General features: G+C 71.5%; 24 protein-coding genes. 14 read left to right on the top strand and 10 right to left on the bottom strand.

The genetic code is table 11. From position 1 onward, the window contains the following. Positions 1-478: AMP-binding protein (locus G5C51_RS22700; RefSeq protein WP_165240006.1), on the bottom strand; the 478-nt coding region annotated here is incomplete at its 3' end. Positions 479-635: 157 nt separating this feature from the next. Between G5C51_RS22700 and G5C51_RS22695 the strand changes: the two genes are divergently transcribed. The 4 genes from G5C51_RS22695 (at position 636) to G5C51_RS22680 (ending at position 4767) form a co-directional block, all read left to right on the top strand. Then, entirely contained in the window at positions 636-1844 is a 1209-nt protein-coding gene (locus tag G5C51_RS22695; RefSeq protein WP_165240005.1) for an amidohydrolase family protein, read from the top strand. Further along, positions 1844-2983: an acyl-CoA dehydrogenase family protein gene (locus G5C51_RS22690; RefSeq protein WP_165240004.1), complete on the top strand. Its 1140-nt coding sequence runs from the start codon at positions 1844-1846 to the stop codon at positions 2981-2983. Before G5C51_RS22695 ends, G5C51_RS22690 begins: the two co-directional genes overlap by 1 nt. Before the next feature lie 5 nt (positions 2984-2988). Further along, a complete protein-coding gene (locus G5C51_RS22685) occupies positions 2989-3873 on the top strand; it encodes an acyl-CoA dehydrogenase family protein (RefSeq protein ID WP_165240010.1) in 885 nt (294 codons plus the stop codon). A 411-nt stretch (positions 3874-4284) separates the two neighbouring features. Then, complete coding sequence (locus G5C51_RS22680; protein WP_338118263.1) at positions 4285-4767, top strand: ATP-binding protein; 483 nt, start codon at positions 4285-4287, stop codon at positions 4765-4767. A 272-nt stretch (positions 4768-5039) separates the two neighbouring features. Here the strand turns inward: G5C51_RS22680 and G5C51_RS22675 are convergent, their stop codons facing one another. Beyond that, positions 5040-5969: a cyclase family protein gene (locus G5C51_RS22675; protein WP_165240003.1), complete on the bottom strand. Its 930-nt coding sequence runs from the start codon at positions 5967-5969 to the stop codon at positions 5040-5042. Between the two features lie 82 nt (positions 5970-6051). On the opposite strand from G5C51_RS22675, the gene G5C51_RS22670 reads away from it, so the two are divergent. The 5 genes from G5C51_RS22670 (at position 6052) to G5C51_RS22650 (ending at position 11504) form a co-directional block, all read left to right on the top strand. Further along, positions 6052-6960, top strand: coding sequence for an SDR family oxidoreductase (locus G5C51_RS22670; protein WP_165240002.1), 909 nt, complete (start codon positions 6052-6054; stop codon positions 6958-6960). Positions 6961-6971: 11 nt separating this feature from the next. Next, the gene (locus G5C51_RS22665) at positions 6972-8108 is read left to right on the top strand and encodes an acyl-CoA dehydrogenase family protein (protein ID WP_165240001.1); all 1137 of its coding nucleotides are present in this window, start codon (positions 6972-6974) and stop codon (positions 8106-8108) included. 2 nt (positions 8109-8110) lie between these two features. Then, complete coding sequence (locus tag G5C51_RS22660; protein WP_165240000.1) at positions 8111-9592, top strand: aldehyde dehydrogenase family protein; 1482 nt, start codon at positions 8111-8113, stop codon at positions 9590-9592. Positions 9593-9647: 55 nt separating this feature from the next. Beyond that, complete coding sequence (locus tag G5C51_RS22655; RefSeq protein ID WP_165239999.1) at positions 9648-10715, top strand: Zn-dependent alcohol dehydrogenase; 1068 nt, start codon at positions 9648-9650, stop codon at positions 10713-10715. Between the two features lie 117 nt (positions 10716-10832). After that, positions 10833-11504 (top strand): SnoaL-like polyketide cyclase, encoded by a 672-nt coding sequence (locus G5C51_RS22650; RefSeq protein WP_165239998.1) that lies wholly within the window; start codon positions 10833-10835, stop codon positions 11502-11504. On the opposite strand, the gene G5C51_RS22645 is transcribed toward G5C51_RS22650, so the two are convergent. Next, the gene (locus G5C51_RS22645; RefSeq protein WP_165239997.1) at positions 11501-12493 is read right to left on the bottom strand and encodes a GlxA family transcriptional regulator; all 993 of its coding nucleotides are present in this window, start codon (positions 12491-12493) and stop codon (positions 11501-11503) included. The genes G5C51_RS22650 and G5C51_RS22645 overlap by 4 nt on opposite strands. Before the next feature lie 72 nt (positions 12494-12565). On the opposite strand from G5C51_RS22645, the gene G5C51_RS22640 reads away from it, so the two are divergent. Both G5C51_RS22640 and G5C51_RS22635 read left to right on the top strand, forming a co-directional pair. Further along, positions 12566-13879 (top strand): MFS transporter, encoded by a 1314-nt coding sequence (locus G5C51_RS22640; RefSeq protein WP_165239996.1) that lies wholly within the window; start codon positions 12566-12568, stop codon positions 13877-13879. 191 nt (positions 13880-14070) lie between these two features. Further along, positions 14071-14913 (top strand): hypothetical protein, encoded by an 843-nt coding sequence (locus G5C51_RS22635; protein ID WP_165239995.1) that lies wholly within the window; start codon positions 14071-14073, stop codon positions 14911-14913. Here the strand turns inward: G5C51_RS22635 and G5C51_RS22630 are convergent. Both G5C51_RS22630 and G5C51_RS22625 read right to left on the bottom strand, forming a co-directional pair. Further along, positions 14897-15496: a flavin reductase family protein gene (locus G5C51_RS22630; RefSeq protein ID WP_165239994.1), complete on the bottom strand. Its 600-nt coding sequence runs from the start codon at positions 15494-15496 to the stop codon at positions 14897-14899. The two genes, G5C51_RS22635 and G5C51_RS22630, sit on opposite strands and share 17 nt — an antisense overlap. Positions 15497-15576: 80 nt before the next feature. Further along, a complete protein-coding gene (locus tag G5C51_RS22625; protein ID WP_165239993.1) occupies positions 15577-16650 on the bottom strand; it encodes an NAD(P)-dependent alcohol dehydrogenase in 1074 nt (357 codons plus the stop codon). 104 nt (positions 16651-16754) lie between these two features. Between G5C51_RS22625 and G5C51_RS22620 the strand changes: the two genes are divergently transcribed. Next, the gene (locus G5C51_RS22620) at positions 16755-17645 is read left to right on the top strand and encodes a helix-turn-helix transcriptional regulator (RefSeq protein WP_165239992.1); all 891 of its coding nucleotides are present in this window, start codon (positions 16755-16757) and stop codon (positions 17643-17645) included. On the opposite strand, the gene G5C51_RS22615 is transcribed toward G5C51_RS22620, so the two are convergent. From G5C51_RS22615 to G5C51_RS22600, 4 genes are all read right to left on the bottom strand, one after another. Further along, positions 17642-18430 (bottom strand): enoyl-CoA hydratase/isomerase family protein, encoded by a 789-nt coding sequence (locus tag G5C51_RS22615; protein ID WP_165240009.1) that lies wholly within the window; start codon positions 18428-18430, stop codon positions 17642-17644. The two genes, G5C51_RS22620 and G5C51_RS22615, sit on opposite strands and share 4 nt — an antisense overlap. A gap of 38 nt (positions 18431-18468) precedes the next feature. Next, positions 18469-20670 carry an acetate--CoA ligase family protein gene (locus G5C51_RS22610; RefSeq protein WP_165239991.1) on the bottom strand — a complete coding sequence of 734 codons (2202 nt, stop codon included), beginning with the start codon at positions 20668-20670 and terminating at the stop codon, positions 18469-18471. A gap of 120 nt (positions 20671-20790) precedes the next feature. Further along, a complete protein-coding gene (locus G5C51_RS22605; RefSeq protein ID WP_338118262.1) occupies positions 20791-22290 on the bottom strand; it encodes a flavin monoamine oxidase family protein in 1500 nt (499 codons plus the stop codon). Between the two features lie 47 nt (positions 22291-22337). Continuing rightward, the gene (locus G5C51_RS22600) at positions 22338-23495 is read right to left on the bottom strand and encodes a flavin-containing monooxygenase (protein ID WP_165239990.1); all 1158 of its coding nucleotides are present in this window, start codon (positions 23493-23495) and stop codon (positions 22338-22340) included. Between the two features lie 88 nt (positions 23496-23583). Here G5C51_RS22600 and G5C51_RS22595 point away from each other — a divergent pair, with 88 nt between their 5' ends. Then, positions 23584-24000 carry a Zn-ribbon domain-containing OB-fold protein gene (locus tag G5C51_RS22595; RefSeq protein WP_206314204.1) on the top strand — a complete coding sequence of 139 codons (417 nt, stop codon included), beginning with the start codon at positions 23584-23586 and terminating at the stop codon, positions 23998-24000. Between the two features lie 304 nt (positions 24001-24304). Further along, entirely contained in the window at positions 24305-25276 is a 972-nt protein-coding gene (locus tag G5C51_RS22590) for a TolB-like translocation protein (RefSeq protein WP_338118261.1), read from the top strand. Between the two features lie 14 nt (positions 25277-25290). Here G5C51_RS22590 and G5C51_RS22585 read toward each other — a convergent pair whose 3' ends face one another. After that, positions 25291-25725, bottom strand: a complete 435-nt coding sequence (locus G5C51_RS22585; RefSeq protein ID WP_165239988.1) for a hypothetical protein — start codon at positions 25723-25725, stop codon at positions 25291-25293. Between the last annotated feature and the right edge of the window lie 146 nt (positions 25726-25871).

Raw genomic sequence — 25871 nt, 5'->3', positions numbered from 1 at the left:
CCCTTGGGCGGGCGTGCGGGGAGGAGGGTGAGGCCGGGGAGCCCGCGGACCCCAGCCCCTCCGTCACCCGCTCCGCCAGCGCCCCGTAGTCGTAGCCGCGCCACTCCCGCCCCGGTATCGCCAGCCACTCCGCGCCGGTCTCGCGCAGCGCGTAACCCACCTCCCGGTCGCGGTACATGGGCATCACCGGGCTCTGCACCGCCCCCAGCCGCGCCAGCGCGAAGGTGAGCACCGCCGTCTCGATCCGGGTGGGCAGCTGCCAGACGAAGCGGGTGCCCGCCCGTACGCCCTGCTCGTACAGCCCGGCCGCCGTGCGCTCGGCCGCCGCCCGCAGCTCCGCGAAGGTCAGCTGCCGGCCGTCCTCGGCCTGGATCAGCACCGGGGCGTCGGGGGTGAGTTCGGTGCGGCGGTCCAGCAGCGACCAGAGGGTGGGCGCCTGCTGGAGGTCTTCGGCGAGTTCACGGGCGGTGCTCGGCATGGTCGCCCCCTAGGCGGGTAGCTGACGGGACGTCAGATTACGGCCGAAGCGTAAGGCTGCGCGCCTTGTGGGTCCAGGGGGTGCGGTCTAGCCTCGGACCAGACATCGTATCTGACGGTGCGTCAGAAGCCCGTCGGAAGCCATCGAGGAGGGCACTGTGGAGCTGCCGAGGATCATCAGCGTCGACGACCATGTGATCGAGCCCGCGCACCTCTTCGAGCGCTGGCTGCCCAAGAAGTACCAGGACCGCGGGCCGAAGCCATTGACCGCCGGGATCGGGGAGCTGGAGTACGTAGCCGGGAAGTACCAGATCACCATGGACCCCGAAGGCCCGCCCACCGACTGGTGGATCTACGAGGACCTGAAGTTCCCGTACAAGCGGAACATCGCCGCGGTCGGCTTCGACCGCGACGACATGACGCTCGAGGGCATCACCCGCGCCGAGATGCGCCCCGGTTGCCACGACCCCAAGGAACGCCTCAAGGACATGGATCTCAACCATGTCGAGGCCTCCCTCTGCTTCCCCACCTTCCCGCGCTTCTGCGGGCAGACCTTCGCCGAGCGGAAGGACAAGGAGGTCGCGCTCGCCTGCGTGCGCGCGTACAACGACTTCATGGTCGAGGAGTGGTGCGGCGACAGCGGCGGCCGGCTGATCCCGCTGTGCATCATCCCGCTGTGGGACGTGGAGCTGGCGGTCGCGGAGATCAAGCGGAATGCCGCCCGGGGCGTACGGGCCGTCACCTTCTCCGAGATCCCGACCCATCTCGGGCTGCCGTCGATCCACTCCGGCTACTGGGACCCGTTCTTCGCCGCCTGCGAGGAGACCGGCACCGGGGTGCACATGCACATCGGCTCCAGCTCGCAGATGCCCGCCGCCTCCCCCGACGCGCCGCCCGCCGTGCAGGCCTCGCTCAGCTTCAACAACGCCATGGCCTCGATGATGGACTTCCTCTTCAGCGGCGTGCTGGTGAAGTTCCCGCGGCTGAAGCTCGCCTACAGCGAGGGCCAGATGGGCTGGATTCCGTACGCCCTCGAGCGCGCCGACGACGTCTGGCGCGAGCACCGCGCCTGGGGCGGGGTGCGGGACCTGATCCCGGAGCCGCCGTCCACGTACTACTACCGGCAGATCTGGGCCTGCTTCTTCCGCGACATGCACGGCGTCACGGACGCCGCCCTCGACGTGATCGGCCGCGACAACGCCTGCTTCGAGACCGACTATCCGCACGTCGACTCCACCTTCCCGGAGACCAAGCAGGTCGCCCTCGAGCACATGAAGGGCATCGACGACGAGGTCGTCTACAAGCTGATGCGCGGCAACGCCATTCGTCTGCTCGAGCTGGACTTCGACAAAGACCGAGCTCGCTGATGGAGCTCACGGACACGCCGCAGGAGGCGGCGTTCAGGGCCGAGTTGCGCGCCTGGCTCGCCGACGTGCTGCCCAAGCTGCCGCCCAAGCCCGACCCGAATGACTGGCCCGGGCGGCGGGCGTACGACTGTGGCTGGCAGCGGATGCTGTACGACGCCGGATACGCCGGGCTGCAGTGGCCCGAGGATGCCGGGGGCCGGGGCGCGACGCCGATCGAGCACCTCATCTATCTCGAGGAGACCGAGGCGGCCGGCGCCCCGTACGTCGGCGCCGGCTTCGTCGGGCTGCTGCACGCCGGGCCGACCATCGCCGCCGAGGGCACTCCGGAGCAGCGGCGCCGCTGGCTGCACCCGATCCTGCGCGGCGACGAGGTGTGGTGCCAGGGCTTCAGCGAGCCGGACGCGGGCTCCGACCTCGCCTCGCTGCGGACCCGGGCGGTACGGGACGGCGACGAGTATGTGATCAGCGGCTCCAAGATCTGGACCTCGCACGCCGAGGCCGCCGACTGGTGCGAGCTGCTGGTCCGTACCGACCCCGAGGCGAAGAAGCACCGCGGCATCACCTGGCTGGCGATGCCGATGGACGCGCCGGGCGTGACCGTACGGCCGCTGCGCACCCTCGCCGGGTCGACGGAGTTCGCGGAGGTCTTCCTCGACGAGGTGCGGGTGCCGGTCGAGAACCGGCTCGGCGAGGAGAACGACGGCTGGCGCGTCTCCATGGTCACCCTCTCCTTCGAGCGCGGCACCGCCTTCGCCGGCGAGGTCGTGGCCTGCCGTCGCACCCTGCGCGAACTGGCCGCCGCAGCACGGGCCAACGGCCGCTGGGACGACCCGGTGCTGCGGCGGCGGCTCGGGCGGCTGTCCGGGGAGTTCGGCGCGCTGTGGCGGCTGGTGCAGTGGAATGTGAGCCAAGGGGCGCCAGGCCCCGGCGGCTCCGTCTTCAAGCTGCGCTATTCACAGGCGCGACAGGAGCTGTACGAGGCGGCGGCCGCCGTCCTGGGCCCGGACGCCCTGGACTGGGACCAGGAGTGGACGGCCGACCGGCTGTCGTCCCTCTCGTACACGATCGCCGCGGGCACCACCCAGATCCAGCTCGGCATCATCGCCGAGCGCATACTCGGCCTGCCGAAGGGGCGGTGAGTGACGTGGACTTCCGGCTCACGGACGACCAGCGGGCACTACGGCAGGGCATGCGGGAACTGCTGGACGGCCGCTTCGGGCGCGAGGCGCTGCGCGCGGCCGCGGACGCCGACGGCCTCGACCGGGAGCTCTGGCGGGAGCTCGGCGAGGCCGGCCTCTTCACCCTCCGGGTGCCGGAGGCCGACGGCGGGGTCGGCCTCGGACTGCCGGAGGCCGTGCTTGTTTTCGAGGAGGCCGGGCGGGCGCTCGTACCGGGCCCGCTGGTGGCCACACACCTCGCCGGCGCCCGCGCCGAGCCCGGATCCGTAGTGACCGCCGTATGGGAAGAGGGCGGTCTGGTCGACCACTTGGCGGACGCGGACTACGTACTCGCCGGGGACGGTCTGCTCCCGGCCGAGCCGGTCCGCGCGGCGGCCGAGCCCGTACGCTCCGTCGACCCGCTCACCCCGCTGCACCGCTCCGCGGGCACCGCGGGGCCGCGCGCCGTGCACGAGGCCGCGCTGCTCACCGCCGCGCTGCAGCTCGGCACCGCCGGGTGGGCGATGGACGCGGCGGTGGCGTATGCAAAGGAGCGCGAGCAGTTCGGCCGCCCGATCGGCTCCTTCCAGGCGGTGCAGCACCTGTGCGCGCGGCTTCTGGTACGGGCCGAGCCGGCCCGCGCCGCCGTGTACGCGGCGGCGGTGACCGGGGATCCGGGCGAGATCGCGGCCGCCAAGCTGCTCGCCGACGAGGCGGCGGTGGCCGGGATGCGGGACTGCCTGCAGGTGCACGGGGGGATGGGGTTCACCTGGGAGGCGGATGTGCATCTGCATCTCAAGCGGGCGTGGCTGCGGGCCGAGCAGTGGCAGCGGGCGGGGGTGGCGGAGGAGGAGCTGGCAGCGGCGCTGTAAGCACGTTCGGTGATTTTGTGTGTTCAGGAGAGCGTTCTGGCGTTCGCTCATTCATCACACAGAGTCGATATCCGGGCGCGCTCGGCACTAGTCGGCCGTCACTCACCGCAGCTGCCGCCGCTCTCCGCTAGGCTCCGTGCCGTGCGCGTGGTCAGCGGCTCGGAACGGGTGGTCACCGGGGATGTCCCCGGCCCCCGGGCTGGGCACGGCCACCGGGAGCGCGGGGCTCGGGGTGGGCGCCGCACAGTATGCAACACGCCTGCCCCATGGCGCTGGAATATGCCCGAAGCGCTTGTAGTAGTGACGCTACGTCAATCATGCTGTATCTCACCGGGGTCACGGAGCGTGACCCCCCGTTTCAACCGATGTCTCAACCGATGCCAGGCGACGCCGGTCCGGGTGGTGTGAGCGGTGCAGGAGCTACAGGTCCAGCTCGTGGTGCGTCCCGACCCAGTGGAGGTGGGACGCGCCAGACGATGGGCGCGGGCCCGGCTGGCCTGGGGCGGGCTCGCCGATGACGAGCCGTGCGCGGAGGTGCTGATCCTCATCATCTCCGAGCTGGTCACGAACGCGGTGGTGCACACCGGCTGCTCCGCCGAGCTGCGGCTCCATCTGCCGGAGTTGCCGGGACGGCAGGGCACCGGCGCGGGCACGGTGCGGGTCGAGGTCGTGGACACCAGCGCCCGGGCCCCGCAGCCGCGGCATGCGGCCGGCATGGAGACGCACGGCCGCGGGCTCGATCTCGTCGACGGCCTCGCGGACCGGTGGGGCTGGCAGCGCGAGGGCGCGGGCAAGCGGATCTGGTGCGAGGTGGACTGCACGGAGGCGGGCTCGGGTCCGCCGGTGCTCGCGGGCGCGCATGAACATACGCGCGCCGTGTCCACGGGGACGTAATCCTGAAGGTCTGGTCTGACACCCGGTCAGGTGTTGACGCGGGTTGGGCGGATTGATCACTCTTGTCCTCAGCGATTCCGTTGTGAGGGGACGCTGAGGGCTGCGGCGCGCGAGGCTCGCGCGTGGCTTGGGCGCTTGGCGAGTGTGGGTCGTGATGGGTGGCGGTGGCGCGGTGCCGCGCTCGGGGCGAGCATGTGCGCACCGCCACCCGCAGACTTACGGCACCGGCACCGGCACCGGCACCGACTGTCGCACAGACGCCACCGGCGCCCTCACAGCACCGCCACCGGCGCCACCGGTGCGCCCGTACCGCCCGTGAAGGGCTCGGGGGTGGCCGTGAGGAAGAACGCGTAGCGGCCCTCGGCGGCGCAGGCTTCGGAGAGGCCCTCCAGGTTCCAGTTCTGGCCCTGCAGCAGGCCCATTTCGACGAGGTGCAGGGCGTGTACGGGCAGCCAGAGGCTGTCGATCTCGGGCGGCAGGACCTCCAGGCCCAGGGTGTCGGTGGCGACGGCGGCGGCATCGCGGGCGTGGAAGAACTCCGGGGTGTGGAGGGAGAGGCCGGGCGCGGGCATGTTGCCGTACGAGCCGCGGTCGCCTGCGAGGTAGTGCTGGATCCAGCCCGTACGGACCAGGACGATGTCGCCGGCCTGGACGCGGACGCCTTGCTGCTCCTCGGCCCGTTCGAGGTCGTCGGGGGTGATGGCGTGGCCGTCGGAGAGACGCTCGGTGCCGTGAGCGCGGGCGATGTCGAGGAGGACGCCGCGGCTGACCAGCGGGCCGACGCGGTCGATGCCGCCGTGGGCGGCGCGGGTGTGCGGGGTGATGGAGGCAGCGGGGCGGCCGTTGTAGAGGGTGCCGGAGTGCGAGACGTGCGCGAGGGCGTCCCAGTGGGTGCCGGCCTGCAGGCCGAGGGTGACGGCGTCGTCGCTGGTGGCGACCGTGTCGGGGCCGAACATCTCCAGGTTGATGAAGGTCATGGTGTGCAGCGGGTTCACCCGGCCCGGGATGGTGCCGGTCTGCACGCCGTCCTGTTTGAGGGGGAGGGCGAGGGGGACGCGGCGGCCCGACTGGATGGTTGCGGCGGCCGCGCGTACTACGTCGTCGGTGATGAGGTTGAGGGTGCCGGCCTCGTCGGCGTCTCCCCAGCGGCCCCAGTTGTTCACGCGCTTGGCGATGTCGTGGAACTCCGGTGGCAATGGCATCCGGTGGTCTCCCGTCTCTGGTCCTCCCGGTGCGTCGTCCCTAGAATCTAACGGTCCGTCAGATTCTGGAAAGGGGCCCGGCATGGGGGACTTCCTGAGCGGCAAGGTCATCGCGGTCACCGGAGCGGGACGGGGGATCGGGCGCGCGGTCGCGCTCGCCTGCGCCGCGGAGGGGGCGAAGGTGGTCGTGGCCGACTACGGGGTCTCGGTGGATGGCAGCGAACCGAGCAGCGAAGTCGCGGATCAAGTGGTCAAGGAGATCGAGGCTTCGGGGGGTGAGGCGGTCTCGGTCGCGGAGGATGTCTCGACCATGGCCGGCGGGCAGCGGGTGGTGGATGCCGCGGTCGAGGGCTTCGGGCGTATCGACGGTGTGGTGTGTGTGGCGGGCATTCTGCGCGAGCGGATGCTCTTCAACATGTCGGAGGAGGAGTGGGATCCGGTCCTCGCCACGCATTTGAAGGGCACCTTCACGCTCTTCCGGGCGGCCTCCGCGGTGATGCGCAAGCAGAAGTCGGGCACGCTGATCGGCTTTACGAGCGGCAACCACCAGGGCAGCGTCTCGCAGTCCAACTACTCGGCGGCGAAAGGCGGCGTGATCTCCCTGACACGGAGCGCGGCGCTGGGCCTCAACAAGTACGGCGTCACCGCCAACTGCGTGGCGCCGGTGGCCCGTACGCGGATGTCGGCCGGGGTGCCGATGGAGCTGGCGGAGATCGGTGAGCCGGAGGATGTGGCGCCGCTGGTCGTCTATCTGCTGTCGGACCGGGCCCGGGAGGTCACCGGGCAGGTGTACACGGTGGCCGGGCCGAAGATCGCCGTGTGGGCGCAGCCGCGTGAGCTGCGGGCGGCGTACGCGACCGACGGCGGCTGGACGCCGGAGTCCATAGCGGACTTCCTGCCCGGGACGGTGGGCACCGACGAGATGCCGATGCTGGCCCGGCTGCAGGAGATGGCGCGCGCGGCGGCGTCCGGCGACCGGCCGAACAAGTAGAGGCGGCGGCTGTGGACTTCAGCTTCGGGCCCGAGGACGACGCCTTCCGGGCGGAGGTGCGGGAGTGGCTGGCCGGTGAGCTGCGCGCGGGCGTGCCGGAGCGGCCGGCGTGGGAGCGCCGGCTCGGCGCGGCCGGGTGGATCGGCCTCGGCTGGAAGGACGGCGGCTACGGCAATCGCACCGCCACCCTCACGCAGCAGGTCGCCTGGGCCGAGGAGTACGCCCGCTCGGACGCCCCGGGCCGCATGGGGCACATCGGCGAGAACCTCCTCGCCCCCACCCTCATCGCGCACGGCACCGAAGAGCAGAAGCAGCGCTTCCTGCCGCCGGTCGCGCGCGGCGAGGAGCTCTGGTGCCAGGGGTACAGCGAGCCGGATGCCGGGTCGGATCTGGCCGGGATCCGTACCAGCGCGGTGCGGGAGGACGACGGAAGCTGGCGCATCACCGGCCAGAAGATCTGGACCTCCCTCGCCCATGAGGCCGGCTGGTGCTTCGTCCTGGCGCGCACGGAGCCCGGCTCCGAGCGCCACCGCGGTCTCTCCTTCCTGCTCGTGCCCATGGACCAGCCCGGCGTCGAGGTCCGCCCGATCCGGCAGCTCACCGGCGAGGCCGACTTCAACGAGGTCTTCTTCGACGGCGCGCACGCCGACGCGGCCCACGTCGTCGGCGGCGAGGGCAACGGCTGGCGCGTCGCCATGACCCTGCTCGCCGAGGAGCGCGGCGTCTCCACCCTCGCCCAGCAGATCGGCTTCGCCCAGGAGCTGGAGGGCGTCATCGCCTCCGCCCGCGCCACCGGCGCAGTCGAGGATCCGCTGATCCGCGAGCGGCTCGTACGCGCCTGGGCCGAGCTGAAGGCCATGCGCTGGAACGCGCTGCGCACCCTCGGAGGCGACACCCCCGGCGCGCCCAGCGTCGCCAAGCTGCTCTGGGCCGGCTGGCACCAGCGCCTCGGCGAGCTCGCCGTGGCCGTGCGCGGCGCGGACGCCGCGACCGGGCCCGGCGACTGGAGCGCCGACGCACCGTACGAACTCGACCCGGCACAGCGGGCGTTCCTCTTCTCCCGCGCCGACACCATCTACGGCGGCTCGAACGAGATCCAGCGCGGCATCATCGCCGGTCGCGTCCTCGGCCTGCCGAAGGGAGCCTGACCATGCCAGAACCGTCGCAGCCCAAGGAATACGGCCACTGGATCAACGGCGGCTGGCAGCAGGCCGAACAGGGCCACTACCAGGTCGTCAACCCGGCCACCGAGGAGATCGTCGGCCACGCCCCGGAGGGCACCGCCGCCGAAGTGGGCGCCGCCGCCGAGGCCGCCAGGGCCGCCTTCGACGGCTGGTCCCGTACGGACCCGCGTGAGCGCGCCGCCGTCCTGGAGCGGATATCCGCGCTGATCTCCGAACGGGCCGCCGAGCTGGTGCCGTTGGTGCAGGCCGAGACCGGCGCCACCATGCGCGTGGCGCAGTCCATGCAGGTCCCCACCGCGGCCGACCGCTTCCGCCGCTACGCCCGCGGCGCGCTGGAGCCCGACACCCTGCCGCTCGCCCCGCACCCCGTCGCCGCCAGCCCGCTCGCGCCCGGCGGGCTCATCGGCGCGGCGGCCGTGCGCCGCCCCATCGGCGTCGTCGCATGCATCACCTCCTACAACTTCCCCATCGCCAACCTCGCGGGCAAGGTGGCCCCGGCCCTCGCCATGGGCAACACCGTCGTGGCCAAGCCCGCACCGCAGGACCCGCTCGGCTGCCTGGAGCTGGGCCCGATCATGAAGGAAGCAGGCCTGCCGGACGGCGTCTACAACGTCGTCACGGGCTCGTCGGCCGTCACGGGCGAGGCGCTCGTCGCCCATCACGACACGGACATGGTCAGCTTCACCGGCTCCACTGCCGTAGGAAAGAAGATCGCCGAAGCCGCGGGCGGGCAGATGAAGCGCACCCTCATGGAGCTCGGCGGCAAGGGCGCGGCCATCGTTCTCGAGGACGCCGACGAGAAGACCTTCAAGTCGGCGGTCATGGCGGTCGGTTCGACCTTCTCCTTCCACAGCGGACAGATCTGCACGGCGCCGACGCGCATGCTCGTACACCGATCGCTGTACGAACAGGCCGTCGCCGCACTCACACATTACGCACAGTCACTGACAGTCGGTAACCCTGTGGATAACTCCACGATCGTCGGCCCGCTCATCTCCGCCGCCCAGCGCGACCGCGTCGAGGCGTACGTCGAAGGCGCCAGGCAGCAGGGCGCCCGCGTCGCCGCCGGCGGCGAACGCCCCGAGCTCAAGCCCGGGTTCTACGCCGCCCCCACCGTGCTCGCCGACGTCACCCCCGACATGACCGTCGCGCAGGAGGAGATCTTCGGCCCGGTCGTCGTCGTCATCCCCTTCGACGACCAGGACGAGGCGGTACGGATCGCCACCGGCACCCCGTACGGCCTCTACGACTACGTCTTCTCCAGCGACGCCGGCCGCGCCTGGGCCTTCGCGGCCCGGCTGCGCAGCGGGAACGTCGGCATCAACACCGCGCAGCGCCACCCCGAGACGCCCTTCGGCGGGTTCAAGGAATCCGGCGTCGGCCGCGACGGCGGCTCCTTCGGCCTGCACGCGTACAGCGAGCTCCAGTCCATCGTCTGGCCGTCCTGAGCAGCCGTCCTGAGCAGCCTCCCGAACAGCCGTCCCGAATAGAGGAGAGACCACCATGCGAGGCGTCATCTTCGACGGCAAGCAGCCACACATCGTCGACGACCTGGAGGTCCGCGACCCGGGCCCCGGCGAGGTCCTCGTCGGCATCAAGGCGGCCGGCCTCTGCCACAGCGACCTGTCCGTGATCGACGGCACCATCCCGTTCCCGCCCCCGGTCGTCCTCGGCCACGAGGGCGCCGGCGTCGTCGAGGCGGTCGGCGCGGGCGTCACCCATGTCGCGCCGGGCGATCACGTCGCCCTGTCCACCATCGCCAACTGCGGCACCTGCGCCGAGTGCCACCGCGGCCGCCCCACCATGTGCCGCCGCTCCTTCGGCAATCTGGAGCAGCCCTTCAGCCGCGGTGGCGAGAAACTGTGGAACTTCGCCGCCAACTCCGCCTTCGCCGAACGCACCGTGGTCAAGGCCGCCCAGGCCGTGAAGATCGACAAGAGCATCCCGCTGCCCTCCGCCGCCCTCATCGGCTGCGCCGTCCTGACCGGCGCCGGGGCCGTCCTCAACCGCGCCCAGGTGCAGCGCGGCGACACCGTCGTCGTGATCGGCGCGGGCGGTATCGGCCTCAATGTGCTGCAGGGGGCCCGTATCGCCGCCGCGTCCACCGTGGTCGCCGTGGATTCAAATCCGGCCAAAGAAGCGGTGGCCCGGCAGTTCGGCGCTACGCATTTCGTCGATGCCTCGGCGGTGGACGATACGGCCGCGGCCGTACGGGAGGTGCTCCCGGCCGGCGCGGACCATGTCTTCGAGTGCGTCGGGATACCCAAGCTCTTCCAGCTCGCCATCGAACTCCTCGACTGGAGCGGGCAAGCGGTGCTGCTCGGCGTGCCCCCGGCCGGGGCGGAAGCCACCTTCCCGGCGGCCTCGCTCTTCCTCGACAAGTCGATTCTGGGCTGCCGTTACGGATCCTCCAGGCCGCAGCGCGACATCCCGCTCTACGCGGAGCTGTACCGCAGCGGACGCCTCCTTCTGGACGAGCTGGTCACCGAGAGCTATCCGATCGAGGACTTCACGAAGGCGGCCGAGGCGGCCGAAAGCGGACGGGTTGCCCGGGCGGTGCTCACTTTCTGAACAAGTCCGGAACTATTCGACCCACTTGCCGGACAACTATGCCAACCACTTGTGCACTTGTGGCCAAAGGTTGACTGCGTAACTATCGGGCGCACCGTCTCCCCTGGAGGGCGTCCGATGCAGGAAACCCCGATCTGGCTGCAGGGCCGCGACGCCGTAGTCGCCGCGGCGGAGCCCGAGGACTGGCGCGACGAGGCACCCGGTTACGAGAAGTCGCACGAGCTGATGCCCCGGCAGCGGACCCACGAGTTCGAGCCCGGCTCCCTGGAGGCGGTCGTCGAGAGCATCGTCCAGGTCTTCGAGATGGAGGTCTCCCACAAGAAGGATCCGGCCACCTGGGTCTCCATGGTCACCGAACACTTCCGCACCAACGTCAACGGCGGCCCCTGGGTCACCGCCGCCGACATCGCGGCCACCGGCAGCTACAACATCCTCATCGGCGACAGCGTCTTCTACCGCAAGGACGAGAGCTTCGAGTCCTCCCACGAGGTCTTCCACCAGGCGTTCCCCGGCGGGTTCTTCTGGGAGGTGCTCGAAGTGCTCTCACCGCCGCCGTTCGTCGCCTTCAAGTGGCGGCACTGGGGCGGCTTCGACGGCGAGTACCACGGCTTCGCGCCCCATGGGGAGACCGTCGAGATGTTCGGGATGAGCGTCGCCAAGGTCGACGACGACCTGCGGCTGCTCGAGGTCGAGCACTATTACGACCCGAACGCCTTCCTGGGGCAGCTCACCGGCGGCTGCCCGGTCGCGCACACCGCGCACACCCCTGAGGGCGCCGATACGCCCTAGGCAGCCACCCCGGTCCTGAAGGTGCGCCGGTACGCGCTCGGCGACACCCCCAGCGCCGCCTGCAGGTGCTGGCGCATCGAGGCCGCCGTCCCGAAGCCGGCGTCCCGGGCCACCTGGTCCACCGACAGGTCGGTGTCCTCCAGCAGATGCCGGGCGTGCTCCACCCGCTGCTGGGTCAGCCACTGTCCCGGACTCATCCCGACCTCCTCGCGGAAGCGGCGGGTGAAGGTCCGTACCGACATCGACTCCTGTGTCGCCATGTCGCGCAGCGACAGGGGCTCGTGCAGCCGCGCGAGCGCCCAGGCGCGCGCCAGGGTGGTGGACGCGACCTGCGGCTCCGGGACCGGGCGGCGGATGAACTGGGCCTGCCCGCCGTCCCGGTGCGGCGGCACGACCGTGCGCCGGGCCACGTCGTTGGCCACCGCGGCGCCGTGGTCGCGGCGGACCAGGTGCAGGCACAGGTCCGTACCGGAGGCGACGCCGGCCGAGGTGAGGATGCGGCCGTCGTCCACATACAGCACCTCGGGGTCGAGGCGCACCGCGGGAAACAGCTGCTGGAAACGCTCCGCATAGCGCCAGTGCGTCGTTGCGCGCCGCCCGTCCAGCAGCCCGGCGGCCGCGAGCACGGACGCGCCGGTGCAGATCGACGCGATCCGGGCGTCGGTGCGGATACGGGACAGGGCGGCCGCCAGGTCGTCGGGCAGCCGCCCGTCCGTGAAGGCCTCGTCCGATTCGTGCGAGGCGGGGATGATCACGGTGTCGGCCTCGTCGAGCGCCTCGGGGCCGTGGTCCACGTTGATGGTGAAGTCCGCGTCCGTACGCACCACTCCGGGCGCCGTGCTGCAGGTCACCACCTCGTAGAGCAGCTCGCCCCTGGCCGCCCGCGCGCGGCCGAGCAGGCGGTGCACGATGCCCAGCTCCATGGGCAGCAGACCGTGTCGTACGAGGACGGCGACGCGGTGGCGGCCGTCGGGCGCGAAAACTGCCATGGCCCAATCCTTGCATATGTTGGCCCACGGGCCACTCGCTCCGTACGGCCGGCGCAGGCGAAGCTCATGTCCATGACGCAGACCGAGCAGCTCCCCAGCACCCCAGAAGGCGGCCCTCTGCGCCAGAAGCGGCCCGCGCGCGTGCACCGCGCCTGGTTCGTCGCCGCCGTCACCTTCGTGACGATCATCGGCGCCGCCGCCTTCGCCTCCCTGCCCGGTCTGCTGATCAACCCCTTGCACGACGAGTTCGGCTGGTCGCGCGGCGCCATCGGCCTCGCCGTCTCCGTCAACCTCGCCCTCTATGGCCTGACCGCCCCCTTCGCCGCCGCTCTCATGGACCGCTTCGGCATCCGCCGGGTCGTCGCGGTGGCGCTGATGATGATCGCGGCCGGAGCGCTGCTGTCCGTATGGATGACAGCAAGCTGGCAACTGATGCTCTACTGGGGCGTCCTCGTCGGCCTCGGCAGCGGCTCCATGGCGCTCGCCTTCTCCGCCACCGTCACCAACCGCTGGTTCGTCAAGCGGCGCGGCCTCGTCACCGGTGTGCTCACCGCGGCGATGGCCTCCGGCCAGCTCGTCTTCCTGCCCACCCTGTCGTGGATGACCGAGGAGTACGGCTGGCGCCCCGCCTCGGTGACGGTCGCGCTCTCCGCGCTCGCCGTCGTCCCCTTCGTATGGCTGCTGCTGCGCGACCACCCGGCGGACGTCGGACTCGCCCCCTATGGCGGCGAGTTCGTCCCCAAGCCGGCGCCGGTGACCGGGGCCGGGCGCCGGGCGGTGACGGCCCTGGTGCGCGCCTCGAAGACGGGCCCCTTCTGGCTGCTCGCCGGCACCTTCGCCATCTGCGGCGCCTCGACCAACGGGATCATCCGCACCCACTTCGTACCCTCGGCGCACGACCACGGCATCCCGCCGACCGCCGCCGCGTCGCTGCTGGCCGTCGTCGGCGTCTTCGACATCATCGGCACGATCTTCTCCGGCTGGCTCACCGACCGCTTCGACTCCCGCCGGCTGCTCGCCGTCTATTACGCGCTGCGCGGCCTGTCGCTGATGTTCCTGCCGCTACTGCTGATCAACTCGGGCGGCGAGGTGCGCCCGCCGATGATCTTCTTCATCGTCTTCTACGGCCTCGACTGGGTCGCCACCGTGCCCCCCACCCTCGCCCTGTGCCGCGAGCACTACGGCGACGACGCGGCGATCGTCTTCGGCTGGGTGCTGGGCGCGCACCAGGTGGGCGCGGGCCTGGTCGCCTTCATCGGCGGCGTCGTACGGGACGTCACCGGCTCGTACGACACCGTGTGGCTGGCCTCGGGCGGGCTGTGCGCGCTGGCGGCGCTGATGTCGCTGGTGATCCGCCGCGGCAAGCAGGCGCCCGCGGTGGCGTGAGGTAGCCCACCCCGCGGCTGGTGCCCGTGTACCCAGGTGCATGATGTGCCTGGACAACGGGGGGTCGCATGACGCAGACGACGTCTTCGCGCTGGGGGCACTGGCCATCGGGACAGTACGTTCCGGGGCCGTGGCAACCGCGGCAGCCACGGCAGCCGGGAGCCTTCGCGGCGTGGCTGGCCGGGGCGCTGATGCTCGGCGCCGAAATGGTGACCGCCGCGACGGGCCTGTTCCTGTGGAGCCTGCAGGACGAGATCTTCATAGCGGGCGGCTTCCCCGCGCTGATCGGCTACCTGGTGTTCGGCGTGCTGGCAGTCGTCCTCACGGTCTTCCTCGCCTGCGTCGGATCGGTGGGCGTGGTGCTTCCGCTGCACCTGTTCGCGCGGTGGGCGGTGCGCCGGGCCGGCCGGCAGGACCGCTGGTGGTGGTGTCTGGCGGCGATCGCCGCGGTGGCCGCCGTGGTCGCGCTTGCCGTCGGTGTGCCGGTGGCGGCGACCGGTGGCCCGGCCCTCCTGGGGCCGCTGCTCTGGCTCGGTCTGGTTGCCGCCCTGACCCCGGCCACGCTCTTCGCGCGGGCCGCGGCGAGCCGGAAGCGCCCCGGCGCCCGCTGGGGCATCGTGGGCACGGCCGTCGCCGGGGGTGCGGCGCTGTGGGTGGCGGTGCTCGGCACGGGGATCACCGCGTACGCGACGGGCCTGCTCGAGCTGTACGAGGCGCCAAGGCTCAGCGCCACGGAACTGGCCGGCACCTGGACCGGCGGCCACGGCGACACCCTGCGCCTGTCGGCCGACGGCACCGCGGTGGCGCACGTCACTGACGACCACCCGCCGGGGCGGATCACGGACGAGCCCAAAGAGTGCACCGGCACGGGCCGCTGGTCGAAGTCCCTCCAGGGCGACGGCATCGAGCTGACCATCGTGCCCTGCAATCTGTACGGACTGACCTTCGGCGGTACGCAGGAGAAGCCGACGCTCTACGACTGGTACGGCGACCCGGACTCGGGCGACCGCTACATCCTCACCCGCCAGGACTGAAGCCGCCGAAGCCGCCCCGGTGGAAGAGCAGCGGCGCCGCGTCGTCGTCCCTGGCGTCCAGCGCCTCCACCCGTCCCACCACGATGAGGTGGTCGCCGCCCGTATGCACGGCCTGGATACGGCAGTCGACCCAGGCCGCCGCCCCCGCCAGGCGCGGGGAGCCGGTGGCGGGGGCGGCCTCGTAGTCGACGCCCGCGAACTTGTCGCCGCCGCTGACCGCGAAGCCGCGGCACAACTCGCCCTGGTCCGCGGTGAGGACGTTCACGCAGAACGTGCCCACGCGGGCGATCCGCGGCCAGGTGGTGGACGTACGGCCGACCATGAAGACGACCAGCGGCGGTTCGAGCGAGAGCGAGGCGACGGACTGGCAGGCGAAGCCCGCCGGTCCTTCCTCGTCCTGAGTGGTGATGACCGCGACGCCGGTGGCGAAGTGGCCCATGACCCGGCGCATGTCGGCGGCCGGGACCGGTGCGCGCTCGTCGTCGCGTACGGCCCGCAGCTCAGGGCGGGGGGTGGCTACGACGGCCGGGGCCGTACGCAAGTGGCGTACGGCCTCGGCCGCCATGCCCGCGTGTCCCATCATGGATCCAGTGAATCTGATGGATCGTCAGATTGGAAGGGCAGGGGACAGGCGATTGCGGGCGCTGATGACAGTGTCGCCGATTACAGCGTCGCCGTGTCGATCACGAAGCGGTAGCGCACATCGCTGGCGAGCACCCGCTCGTACGCCTCGTTGATCTGCTCGCCCCGGATCGTCTCGATCTCGGCGCCGATGCCGTGCGATGCGCAGAAGTCCAGCATCTCCTGGGTCTCGGCGATGCCGCCGATCTGCGAGCCGGCCAGGGTCTTGTTGCCGAGGATCAGCGAGAAGAGCGCCAGCTCGATCGGCTCGGCGGGCGCGCCCACGTTCGCCAGGACGCCGCGCGGCTTCAGCAGCCCCAGGTACGCCGCGAAGTCCAGCGGCGCCGAGACGGTGGACACGATCAGGTCGAAGGTGCCCGCCAGCTCCTCGAAGGTCTGCGGGTCAGAGGTGGCGTAGAAGTGGTCCGCGCCGAGCCGCAGGCCGTCGTCCTGCTTGCGCAGGGACTGCGAGAGCACGGTGACCTCGGCGCCCATGGCGTGCGCGATCTTCACGCCCATGTGGCCAAGGCCGCCCATGCCGACGATGGCGACCTTCTTGCCGGGACCCGCCTGCCAGTAAGCGAGCGGCGAGTAAAGGGTGATGCCGGCGCACAGCAGCGGCGCTGCCTCGTCCAGGGCGATGCCCTCGGGGATGCGCAGCGCGTAGCCCTCGTCCACGACGACGTGGGTGGAGTAGCCGCCGTAGGTGGGCTCGCCGTCCCGGCCGTGGTCGTTGTACGTGGCGGTGCCGTTCTGGCAGAACTGCTCCAGGCCGGCCTCGCACTGCTCGCACTCGCGGCAGGAGTCCACGAAGCAGCCGACGCCGACCCGGTCGCCCACCGTGTGCTTCGTCACACCCGAGCCGACCTGGGTGACCACACCGGCGATCTCGTGGCCCGGGACCATCGGATACGTGCCCGGGCCCCACTCGTCGCGGGCCTGGTGGATGTCGGAGTGGCAGATGCCGGCGTACTTGATCTCGATCAGCACGTCGTGCTCGCCGACCGGGCGGCGCGGCACGGTGGTGCGCTCCAGCGGGGCCTTGGCGGCGAGGGCGGCGTACGCGGTAACCGAGGTGACGGGGGTGGTGGTGGGGCTGAGGGTCGTGTCAGTCATGCGACCGAGCATGCAGGAGCATCCGGGCAGGTGGGAGAGCCCGCCTGTTCCTGGGCACGCGGTGACCAGGCAGCCGCCGCCGCGGTCCGGTGATACTGGAACACATGGGATTGAGGCGAAGCGACACCCTGGGAGAGTTTCTGCGCTCCCGCAGGGCCCGGATCCAGCCGGCCGACGTCGGCCTGGGCGAGTACGGCGGCATGCGCCGGGTGCCGGGGCTGCGCCGCGAGGAGCTGGCCATGCTGGCGGGCGTCAGCGTGGACCACTACATCCGGCTCGAGCAGGGCCGTAACGTGCACTTCTCCGAGGCGGTGCTGGACGCGGTCGCCCGGGTGCTGAAGCTGAACGAGACCGAGCGGCAGCATCTGTACAACCTGGCCAGGCCCGCCGGAGGCGAGGAGGCGGGCGGCGACTGCTGCGCGGAGGGCGCCGACGCCGTCGCCGAGCGGCAGACGGTACGGCCTGGGCTGCAGCGGCTGCTGGACGCGGTCGGTGACGTCCCGGCGTACGTGATCGGCCGCCGCCTGGACGTGCTGGCCTGGAACGACGCCGCGGCCGCCGTCTTCACCGACTTCGGCTCGCTGCCGGTGGCCGAGCGCAACTGGGCGCGGATGGTCTTCCTGGACGAGGGCATGCGCGACCTCTACGACGACTGGGGCAGCAAGGCCGCGGACATCGTGGCCTTCCTGCGCATGGAGGCCGGCGCGCACCCGAACGACCCCGCGGGCTGCGGCCTGGTCGGCGAGCTGGTGCGGCGCAGCCCGGAGTTCGCCGAGCTGTGGGCGGCGCATGACGTACGCGAGAAGACGCACGGCACGAAGGCGCTGCACCATCCGCTGGTCGGGCCGCTGTCCCTCTCGTACGAGACGCTGCGGCTGCCCGACGACCCGGACCAGGCGCTGGTGACGTACACCGCGGAGGCCGGGTCGCCGTCGGCGGACTCGCTGCGGCTGCTGCTGGCGGCGAGTGAGCGGGGCCCGGCGGTCCGCGGCTAGCGACCGCGGTACTGCGGTTCGCGGCGGCTGACGAAGGCGGCTACGCCCTCCTGGGCGTCCTGTGTCGTCATGTTGATCTCTTGAGCGGCGGCTTCGGCGGCGAAGGCCTGGGTGCGGCCGGTGTCGAGGGAGTCGTTGACGAGCTGCTTGGTGAGGGCGAGGGCGCGGGTCGGGCCCTGGGCGAGGCGCTCGGCCCACTCGCGGGCGGTCTTGTCGAGGTCGGCGGCGGGGACGACGCGGTTGACCAGGCCGAGCCGCTCGGCGTCGGCGGCGGGGAGCGCGTCGCCGAAGAACATCAGCTCCTTGGCGCGCTGCGGGCCGATGAGGCGGGGAAGCAGATACGCGCCGCCGGCGTCGGGGACGAGGCCGCGGCGTACGAACACCTCGATGAATTTGGCCTCTTCGGCCGCGATGACCAGGTCGCAGGCGAAGGCGAGGTGCGCGCCGAGTCCGGCGGCGGTGCCGTTGACGGCGGCGAGAACGGGCTTTTCGCAGTCGAGGACGGCGGCGATGAGGCGCTGGGCGCCGGTGCGGATGGTGCGGGCGACGTCGCCGGTGATGCGCTCGGGGGCGGTCCCCGCTTTGCTCCCGCTCCGGAGGTCCGCGCCGGCGCAGAAGCCGCGGCCGGTGGCGGTCAGCACCACGGCCCTGACGTCCGGGTCCGCGGAGGCGTCGCCGAGCCGCTGAATCAGCCATTCACGCTGGTCGGGCGTGATGGCGTTCATCGCGTCGGGGCGATTGAGGGTGAGCGTCAGGACGCCGTTGTCAGTGGCGTGGAGTATCAATGAATCCACGGGAGGAACGGGGGAGTTCACATGCGAGTTCAACTGCAGACCGCCAATGCGTCGAGGGCGACCGCGCCCTGCCCGCGGGGCAGGACGACCAGGGGGTTGATGTCGAGTTCCGCCAGGGAGTCGCCCAGTTCGAGGGCCATGCGCTGGACGCGCAGGACGACTTCGACGAGGGCTTCGGTGTCGGCGGGCGGGGCGCCGCGGACGCCGTCGAGAAGGGCGCGGCCGCGGAGCGAGTCGAGCATTCTGCGGGCCTGGGTCTCGCCGAAGGGCGGGATGCCGACGGCCGCGTCGTCGAGGACCTCGACGAGTACGCCGCCGAGGCCGACCGTGACCGTGGGCCCGAAGAGTTCGTCGCGGGAGACGCCGACGACCATCTCGACGCCGCGCTCGACCATCTGGCAGACCAGCACCCCGTCGAGCTCGACGTTCTCGAAGCGCGCGATATCCGTCAGTTCGCGATAGGCCTCGCGGACCTGACTGGCCGAGGTGAGGCCGACCTTGACCAGGCCGAGCTCCGACTTGTGCGCCAGTTGCGGCGCCGAGGCCTTCATCACCACCGGGTAGCCCACCTGCGCCGCGGCCCGTACGGACGCGGCGGCGCTGGTGACGAGCTGCTCGCGCGGCACCCGGATGCCGTACGCCCGCAGCAGCTGCTTCGCCGCGTGCTCGCTCAGCTGCTGCCCGGGCTTGAGCAGCGCCCGCGCCTTGCGGGCGGAGGGGGAGGGGGTGCGCGGCGCCTCGTCGAAGGGTGAGAAGTAGGGGGAGGTGAAGCGATGGTGGTCCCGCCAGGCGCGGACGGCCGTGATGCAGTTGCCGAAGGTGCGGAAGGTGGCGAGGCGCGAAGAGCCCAGCAGCGTACGGCGATAGGCGTCCTCGGTGCCGACCGGGGACCCCCACACCACGCAGATCAGCTTGTCCGTCGTCTCCGCGGCCGCGGCGAGGTCGGCGGCGAGCCGGTCGCTCATCGGCGGGAAGGGGCCGGTGATCGGCACGATCAGGCAGCCGACGGCCGGGTCGGCCAGGATCGCGTCGATGATCTTCCGGCCGCGCTCGTCGCCGACCGGGTGGCCGCCGCAGTCGACGGGGTTCGAGACGTCGAGGTAGTCCGGTATCCACTGGTGCAGTTCCGCCTGCTTGTCGGCGGAGAGGGGAGGGAGTTCGAGGCCGGCCGCGGTGGCCAGGTCGGAGAAGTGGGCGCCGGTGCCGCCGGAGATCGAATACACCACGACGCCGGCGGCCTGCGGCGGCTTGGCGCGGGCCAGCAGCGCCGAGGTGTCCTGCAGCTCGTCGAGCCCGTCCACGCGGATCACGCCGTACTGCCGCATGGCCGCGTCCATCACGTCGTCCGCGCCGGTCAGCTTGCCGGTGTGGGAGGCGACCGAGCGGGCGCCGGCCTCGGTGCGGCCGACCTTCACCGCGACCACCGGCACCTTGCGGCGGGCGGCGGCGTCCGCGGCGAGCAGGAAGCTGCGGCCGTCGCGGAAGCCCTCGGCGTACAGCGCGATGGAGCCGACCTCCGGCTGCCGGGCGAAGTACTCGATGAAGTCGGCGGTTTCCAGGTCGGCCTCGTTGCCGGTGGGCGCCCAGTGGGAGAGCCGGATGCCGAGCTCCTGGAGGGTGAAGACCGGCCTGCCCTGGTGGCCGGACTGGGTGATCAGCGCGATCGCGGGTCCTTCCAGGTCCTCGCGGAAGGCCTCGAAGGCGTTGAGGTTGGTGTTCGGCCCCAGCAGCCGGAGGCCCGAGTCGCGCACGGTCTCGGCCAGCCGGGCCTGCGCCGCCGCGCCCGCCTCACCGGTCTCGGCGAAGCCGGAGGCGAAGGCGACGGCGAACTTCACCTTGGCCGCGGCCAGTTCCTCGATGACCGGCAGCGGGTCGGCCACCAGCAGGACCGCCAGATCGACCGGCTCCGGCAGATCGGCCACCGACCGGTGGCAGGGCAGCCCGAAGACCGTCTTGCGCTTCGGGTGTACGGGGTGCAGCCGCGCGCCGACCCGCTCGGCCCAGGCGATGAGCTGCCGGGTGATGCCGGTGTTCGGCCGGCCCTCGGCGTCCGAGGCCCCGATGACGGCCACGGATTCCGGCCGGAAGAACCGGTCGAGGTCCACTTCCGTCGCCTGCAGCGGCTGTCCGCTGACGTCGACGTCTCCATCGGGTCTCGGCTGCTCGTCGGAAGCGCTGTAGGCCGCAACCCGGTTGTGGGTGGTGAGGGTGCCATGGGTGGATCCCAGCATCGTCCGCCACTCCTGCCGCTCGACGTCGGTGTCCCGCCAGTAATCTGACGCTCCATCAGATTACTGGCGAGACAACTAGTCAGGAAGTGGGCGGACGCAGTCGGGCTGCAATCGCCCCCGTTACAGCACCCCCAGAACCTCCTTCGCCACCCGCTCGCCCGAGCGGACCGCACCGTCCATGTAGCCGATCCAGTAGCCGGAGGTCTCCGTCCCCGCCCAGTGGATGCGGCCGACCGGCTTGCGCAGCGCCTCGCCGTACGACGTCAGGACGCCGGGCGGAGCGATGCCGGTGGGGCCGCCGCGGGAGTAGCGCTCGTTGTCCCAGCGCTGCAGGACGAAGCCGGTCGGGTTCGCGGCCTGCGAGCCGAAGTAGGTGACGTAGTCCTTCAGGACCGCCGCCTTCACCTCCGACGCGGGCTTCGTGTCGTACTCGCGCATGATGTCGGCCTCGATGAAGCCCATCAGGGCGCCGTACGACGCGTCCGGCGGCGAGTTGTCGAAGGTCGAGCGGACCACGCCCGCGTCCGACAGCACCTGGCCGTTCAGGCCCGCGTCGCGCCAGAACGGCTTGTTGTAGACCGCGATCGCCTTGCCGACATGGCCCATCGGCATCTTGCCGTCCAGCTGGTCGCGGTCGGCGGGCAGCCGCGGCGCGTAGCCGAGCCGCCCCGCCAGCGCCGGCGGCAGCGCCACGACGACCTGCTTCGCGGTCACCGCGAAGGTGCTGCCGTAGACGACCGCGCCCGTCGACGTCTGCTTGATGCCGGTGACCGGCCGCCGCAGCAGTACCCGGCTGCCGAGCTTCTGCGCGAGCTTGATCGGCACCAGCTGGGAGCCGCCGACGAAGCGCAGCGCCTGCGCGCCGTTGCCGGTGTCGATGAGCCGGCCGAAGCTGCCGGGGGTGGTCTCGTTGCCGGCTGCGGCGATGTAGAAGAGGACGAAGAGGAAGGACAGTTCGTCCGGCTCGGCGGAGAAGACCGAGGCCGTGGCCACCTCGGTGAGGAAGCGCGCCGACGGCGTGGTGATCTTGTCCTGCAGCCACTGCTCGAAGGTGATCGCGTCCAGCTGCGCGGCGTCCGGATGCGTCCAGGGCGCGTCGACCGGGATGGTCGCGGCCATCGCGTCCAGCGTCCCGATCATCGTCGCCAGCTCGGTCAGCCCGGCCTCGTCGATCGGCGGCAGCGGCCCGAGCGGCCCGCCGGTCTCGTACGGGGTGGCGGTGCCGCCCATGTAGAGCAGGTTCTTGGCCTCGGAGTTGTACGTCGGGAAGGTCGCCACGCCCAGCGAGTCGGCGAGCGCCTTGATCCGGTCCTGGGTCGGGCCGATGAACTCGCCGCCCGCCTCCGTCACGCCGCCGTTCGGCAGCGGCGCGTTGTACACCCGGCCGCCGACCCGGTCGCGGGCCTCCAGCACGACGACGTTCTTGCCCGCCGCGACCAGGTCCCGGGCGGCGGTGAGCCCGGCCAGTCCGGCGCCGATCACTGCGACGTCGACGGTGCGGGATTCGACGGCCCGCGCGGGGCTCGCCGTGGCCAGGCCGAGCCCGGCGGCCGCGGCGGCGGCGCCGCTCAGCACACCGCGGCGGGAGAACGATCTCGGTATGTCCGCGTCGTTGGACACGTGTCTCCTTCGCTACAGGGGAATCGGGGGAATGTGAGGGGGTCTGTTCAGCCGACGGCCTTCGCCGCCGCCCGGGCGATCTTCTCCGCGTCCAGGGCGATTTCGCGGAGCATGCCGCTGATCGGGTTCGTGTAGCCGGTGAAGTACAGGCCCGGCGCGTGCGGCAGCGTCTCCGGGCCGTGCGTGCGGGGCCGCCCGTGCTCGTCGAGCACGTCCAGATGCCCGACGAGGTCCTCGAGCCCGGTCCGGTAGCCGGTGGCGGCGATCACCGCGTCCGGCTCCACCTCGGTGCCGTCCATCAGCACCACCCGGCCCTTCTCGAAGCCGTGCACGGCGGGCACCACGATCACCCGCCGCTGCTGCACGGCCTTGATGAAGCCGACGTCCTGCACCGGAATCGACCCCTCCAGCACCCGCGAGTACAGCCCGCTCGCCGGGTACGGCAGCCCGTACTCGCCGAGGTCGGGCACGCTCCACTTGGCCGTCTTCGCCGCCATCCGGTCCACCAGCTTCACCGGCAGCCGGCGCACCAGCATCCCCGTGCGCTGCGCGGGCCAGCCCGCCGTCGTCCGCCGCAGGATGTGCGGCAGCGACCGCACCGCGATCCGCACCCGGGAAGCCCCGCCCTCGGCGAGGTCGACGGCTATCTCGGTGCCGGTGTTGCCGGTGCCGACGACCAGGACGTCCTTGCCTTGGTACGGGCCGGGGTTGCGGTAGTGCGCGGCGTGCTGCAGCTCGCCGTCGTACGATGCGCGGCCCGGCCAGTCCGGCAGGTGCGGGGTGTGGTTGTAGCCGGTGGCGACGACCACCGCGCGGCCGGTGAGCTCGCGCCCGCCGGTGGCGTGCAGCCGCCATTCGCCGGAGTCGCCGTTCCGCTCGACGCGGCTGACCTCGACGCCGGAGATGATTTCCAGCTGGTGGTGCTCGGCGTACGCCTCGAGGTACCGCACCACGTCGTCGCGCGCCACCCACCGCCCGTACTTGCGCGGGATCGGCAGCCCCGGCAGCCCGGACAGCGCGCGGGTGGTGTGCAGCCGCAGCCGGTCGTAGTGACCGCGCCAAGAGGCCGCCACCGACGGGGACTTCTCCAGCACGACGGCCCGTACCCCGCGGGCCTTGAGCGCGGCCGCAGTGGCGAGGCCGCCTGGTCCGGCGCCGATGACGTACGCCGGGGGGATGTGCGTGAGATCACCGGTCATGGACATGCGGCGAAGACTAGAGCAAGCCTCACGTCTTGCGGAGATCAAGCGGAAGGCTGTCCTCAAGCCGTTAACTGACGTACCGTCAGATGTCATGGCGAGCAGTGTGCGATACGACGTTCCCGAGCTCGATGCCTTCACCCGGCCGTGGTGGGAGGCGGCCGCGGAGGGCCGGCTGTTGATCCGCCGGTGCCGGGCGGACGGTTGCGGGGCCGCGCACCACTACCCGCGCGAGTTCTGCCCGCAGTGCTGGAGCGAGGACGTGGTGTGGGAGGAGGCGAGCGGGGTGGGGTCGCTGTACACGTGGTCCGTAGTGCATATGAATGACCTGCCGCCGTTCGGTGAGCGGGTTCCGTATGCGGCGGCGGTGGTCGAACTCGCCGAGGGTCCCCGGATGATGACCGAGGTAGTGGACTGCGCCGAGGCGGACCTGCGGGTCGGGATGCCGCTCCGGGTGACCTTCCGCGAGGGCGGCGGGGAGCGCAGGGTGCCGGTCTTCCGTCCGGCGTGAGCTGAGCCGGAGCGCGTCTCGCGGTACGCCAGGTGGCGCATCGACCCAGCCGCATATGGCGCATTGACCCCATAGCGACCTCACGCTTGCATGTTCATGACCCTCCGGCGGGGGAGCCGGAGGCGGTCTTCTACATGGGGGGAACATGCGGGTGCACGGGGGAACAACGCGGGGAAAGACGAATCGGCGTGCCGCCGGGCGTGTCCGGGCAGCGCTGAGCGCGGCGATCGCCGCCTGCGCGGTCACGGCAGCGCTGCCCGGGGCCGCGGCGGCTGGCACCGGAGCGGGCGAGGCCGGAGCCGGTGTGGAGCGGATCAGCGTCGGGAGCGACGGCACCCAGGCGGACGGTGACTCCGCGGGCGCCTCGATCACCACCGACGGCGGCCGCATCGTCTTTTCGTCGACGGCGACGAATCTCGGATCCGGCAATGCGGGCGGGGCGCAGAAGATCTACGTCCGCGACCAGCGGGCGAGGCAGACGCGGCCGATGAGCTCGATTGCCGGCTCGCTCCAGTCCCCGGTGATCAGTGGCGACGGGCAGTACGCAGCCTTCTCGGGCCTGATTCAGCGGGACACGAAGGTCTTCCTCTCCCGGGCGGGCATCGGAGACACGATCGGCATCAACCACTCGGGCCTCAGTAGCGGCCAGCCGTCACTGAGTTGGGACGCCCGGTACATCGCTCAGGTCGGCACCTATGGCCGACCGCCGACCAGGCAGATCATCGAGGTGATCGACTGGCGCGCCAACACGTACGAAACGGTCCGCGAGTTCGAGCACACCCTCCCGGCCCGGCCGTCCATCAGCGGCGACGGCGAATACGTGGCCTACGACGACCGCGAGGAGCAGGACGTCTGGCTGTGGAACCGGACCGACGGCACGACGTCCGACCCGATCGAGGGCCAGGGCAAGGCGGCGTCTCTCGTCCAGCTCAGCAAGGACGGGAGGAAGGTCGTCTATCGCTCGGGGGCGGACACGTATGTCTATGACGTGAGCTCTGACATGGAGCAAGTGGTGCCGAATGTGCGGGGGTTGGCCATCGATCCGACCGGCACGTATTTGCTGTACGCGCCGTCCGACACCTCAGGGCCGGCGCCGCTCACGCTGCGCGACCTGCGGAACGGCACGGAGGAGGTCGTCTCGACGCAGCCCGCGACGGCCGAGCGTGATGCGGTCAGTGCCGGGGGGCGGGATGTGGTCTTCGAGTCTGCGGCCGATGATGTCGTGTCCGGTGACAGCAACGGCAAGGTGGATGTCTTCGTGCGGCGCTTCTTCTGATACTTCTCCGGGATTCAGGCCGGCGTGAGGTGGGGGGCTTCGGCGCGGCTCTTGTCGCGGTGCAGGGCTGCCCAGGTGGCCAGGGCGCCGAGGCCTTCCCAGGCGGCTACGCCGATGAGTGCGGCTGGGGCGCGATCGCCGATTACCGCGAGTGTGAAGACGGTGCAGGTCAGCAGTCGGAAGGGGACGGTCCAGCGGAAGAAGGGGCGCCAGTCGGAGAGGGCGGCCAGTACGTAATAGACGCCCATGTTGAGGGCGGCCATGGAGGAGGCGGTGACGAAGACCGGGGTGTGGTCGCCGTCTCCGCGGCCGGTGTCCGGGGCGGGGGTGAAGCCCATGACGGAGAGCAGGGCGTCGGGGGCTATCAGCCCCATCACCCCCATGACGGCGGCTAGTACGCCGAAGACGGCCATGGTCCAGCCGGCCTGTGATCGTGGAAGAGGCTGCATGTGGATCATCCAAGCGCCTCGCGCGGCGTAGCGCCACGGCCCTGTCGCCACGGACGGCTTGGCATCGGATGGTGACGGCCGCGCTGCCGTCTCACCTACGTGCCGGTGCCGGTGGGAGGGCTGGCTACGGAAGGGAGGGGGCGGTG

This window comes from Streptomyces coryli, from assembly GCF_011044975.1.
Taxonomy (GTDB): Bacteria; Actinomycetota; Actinomycetes; order Streptomycetales; family Streptomycetaceae; genus Streptomyces; species Streptomyces coryli.
The sequence above is the reverse complement of the archived record's forward strand: the minus strand, read 5'-3'. Positions and strand labels throughout refer to the sequence as shown.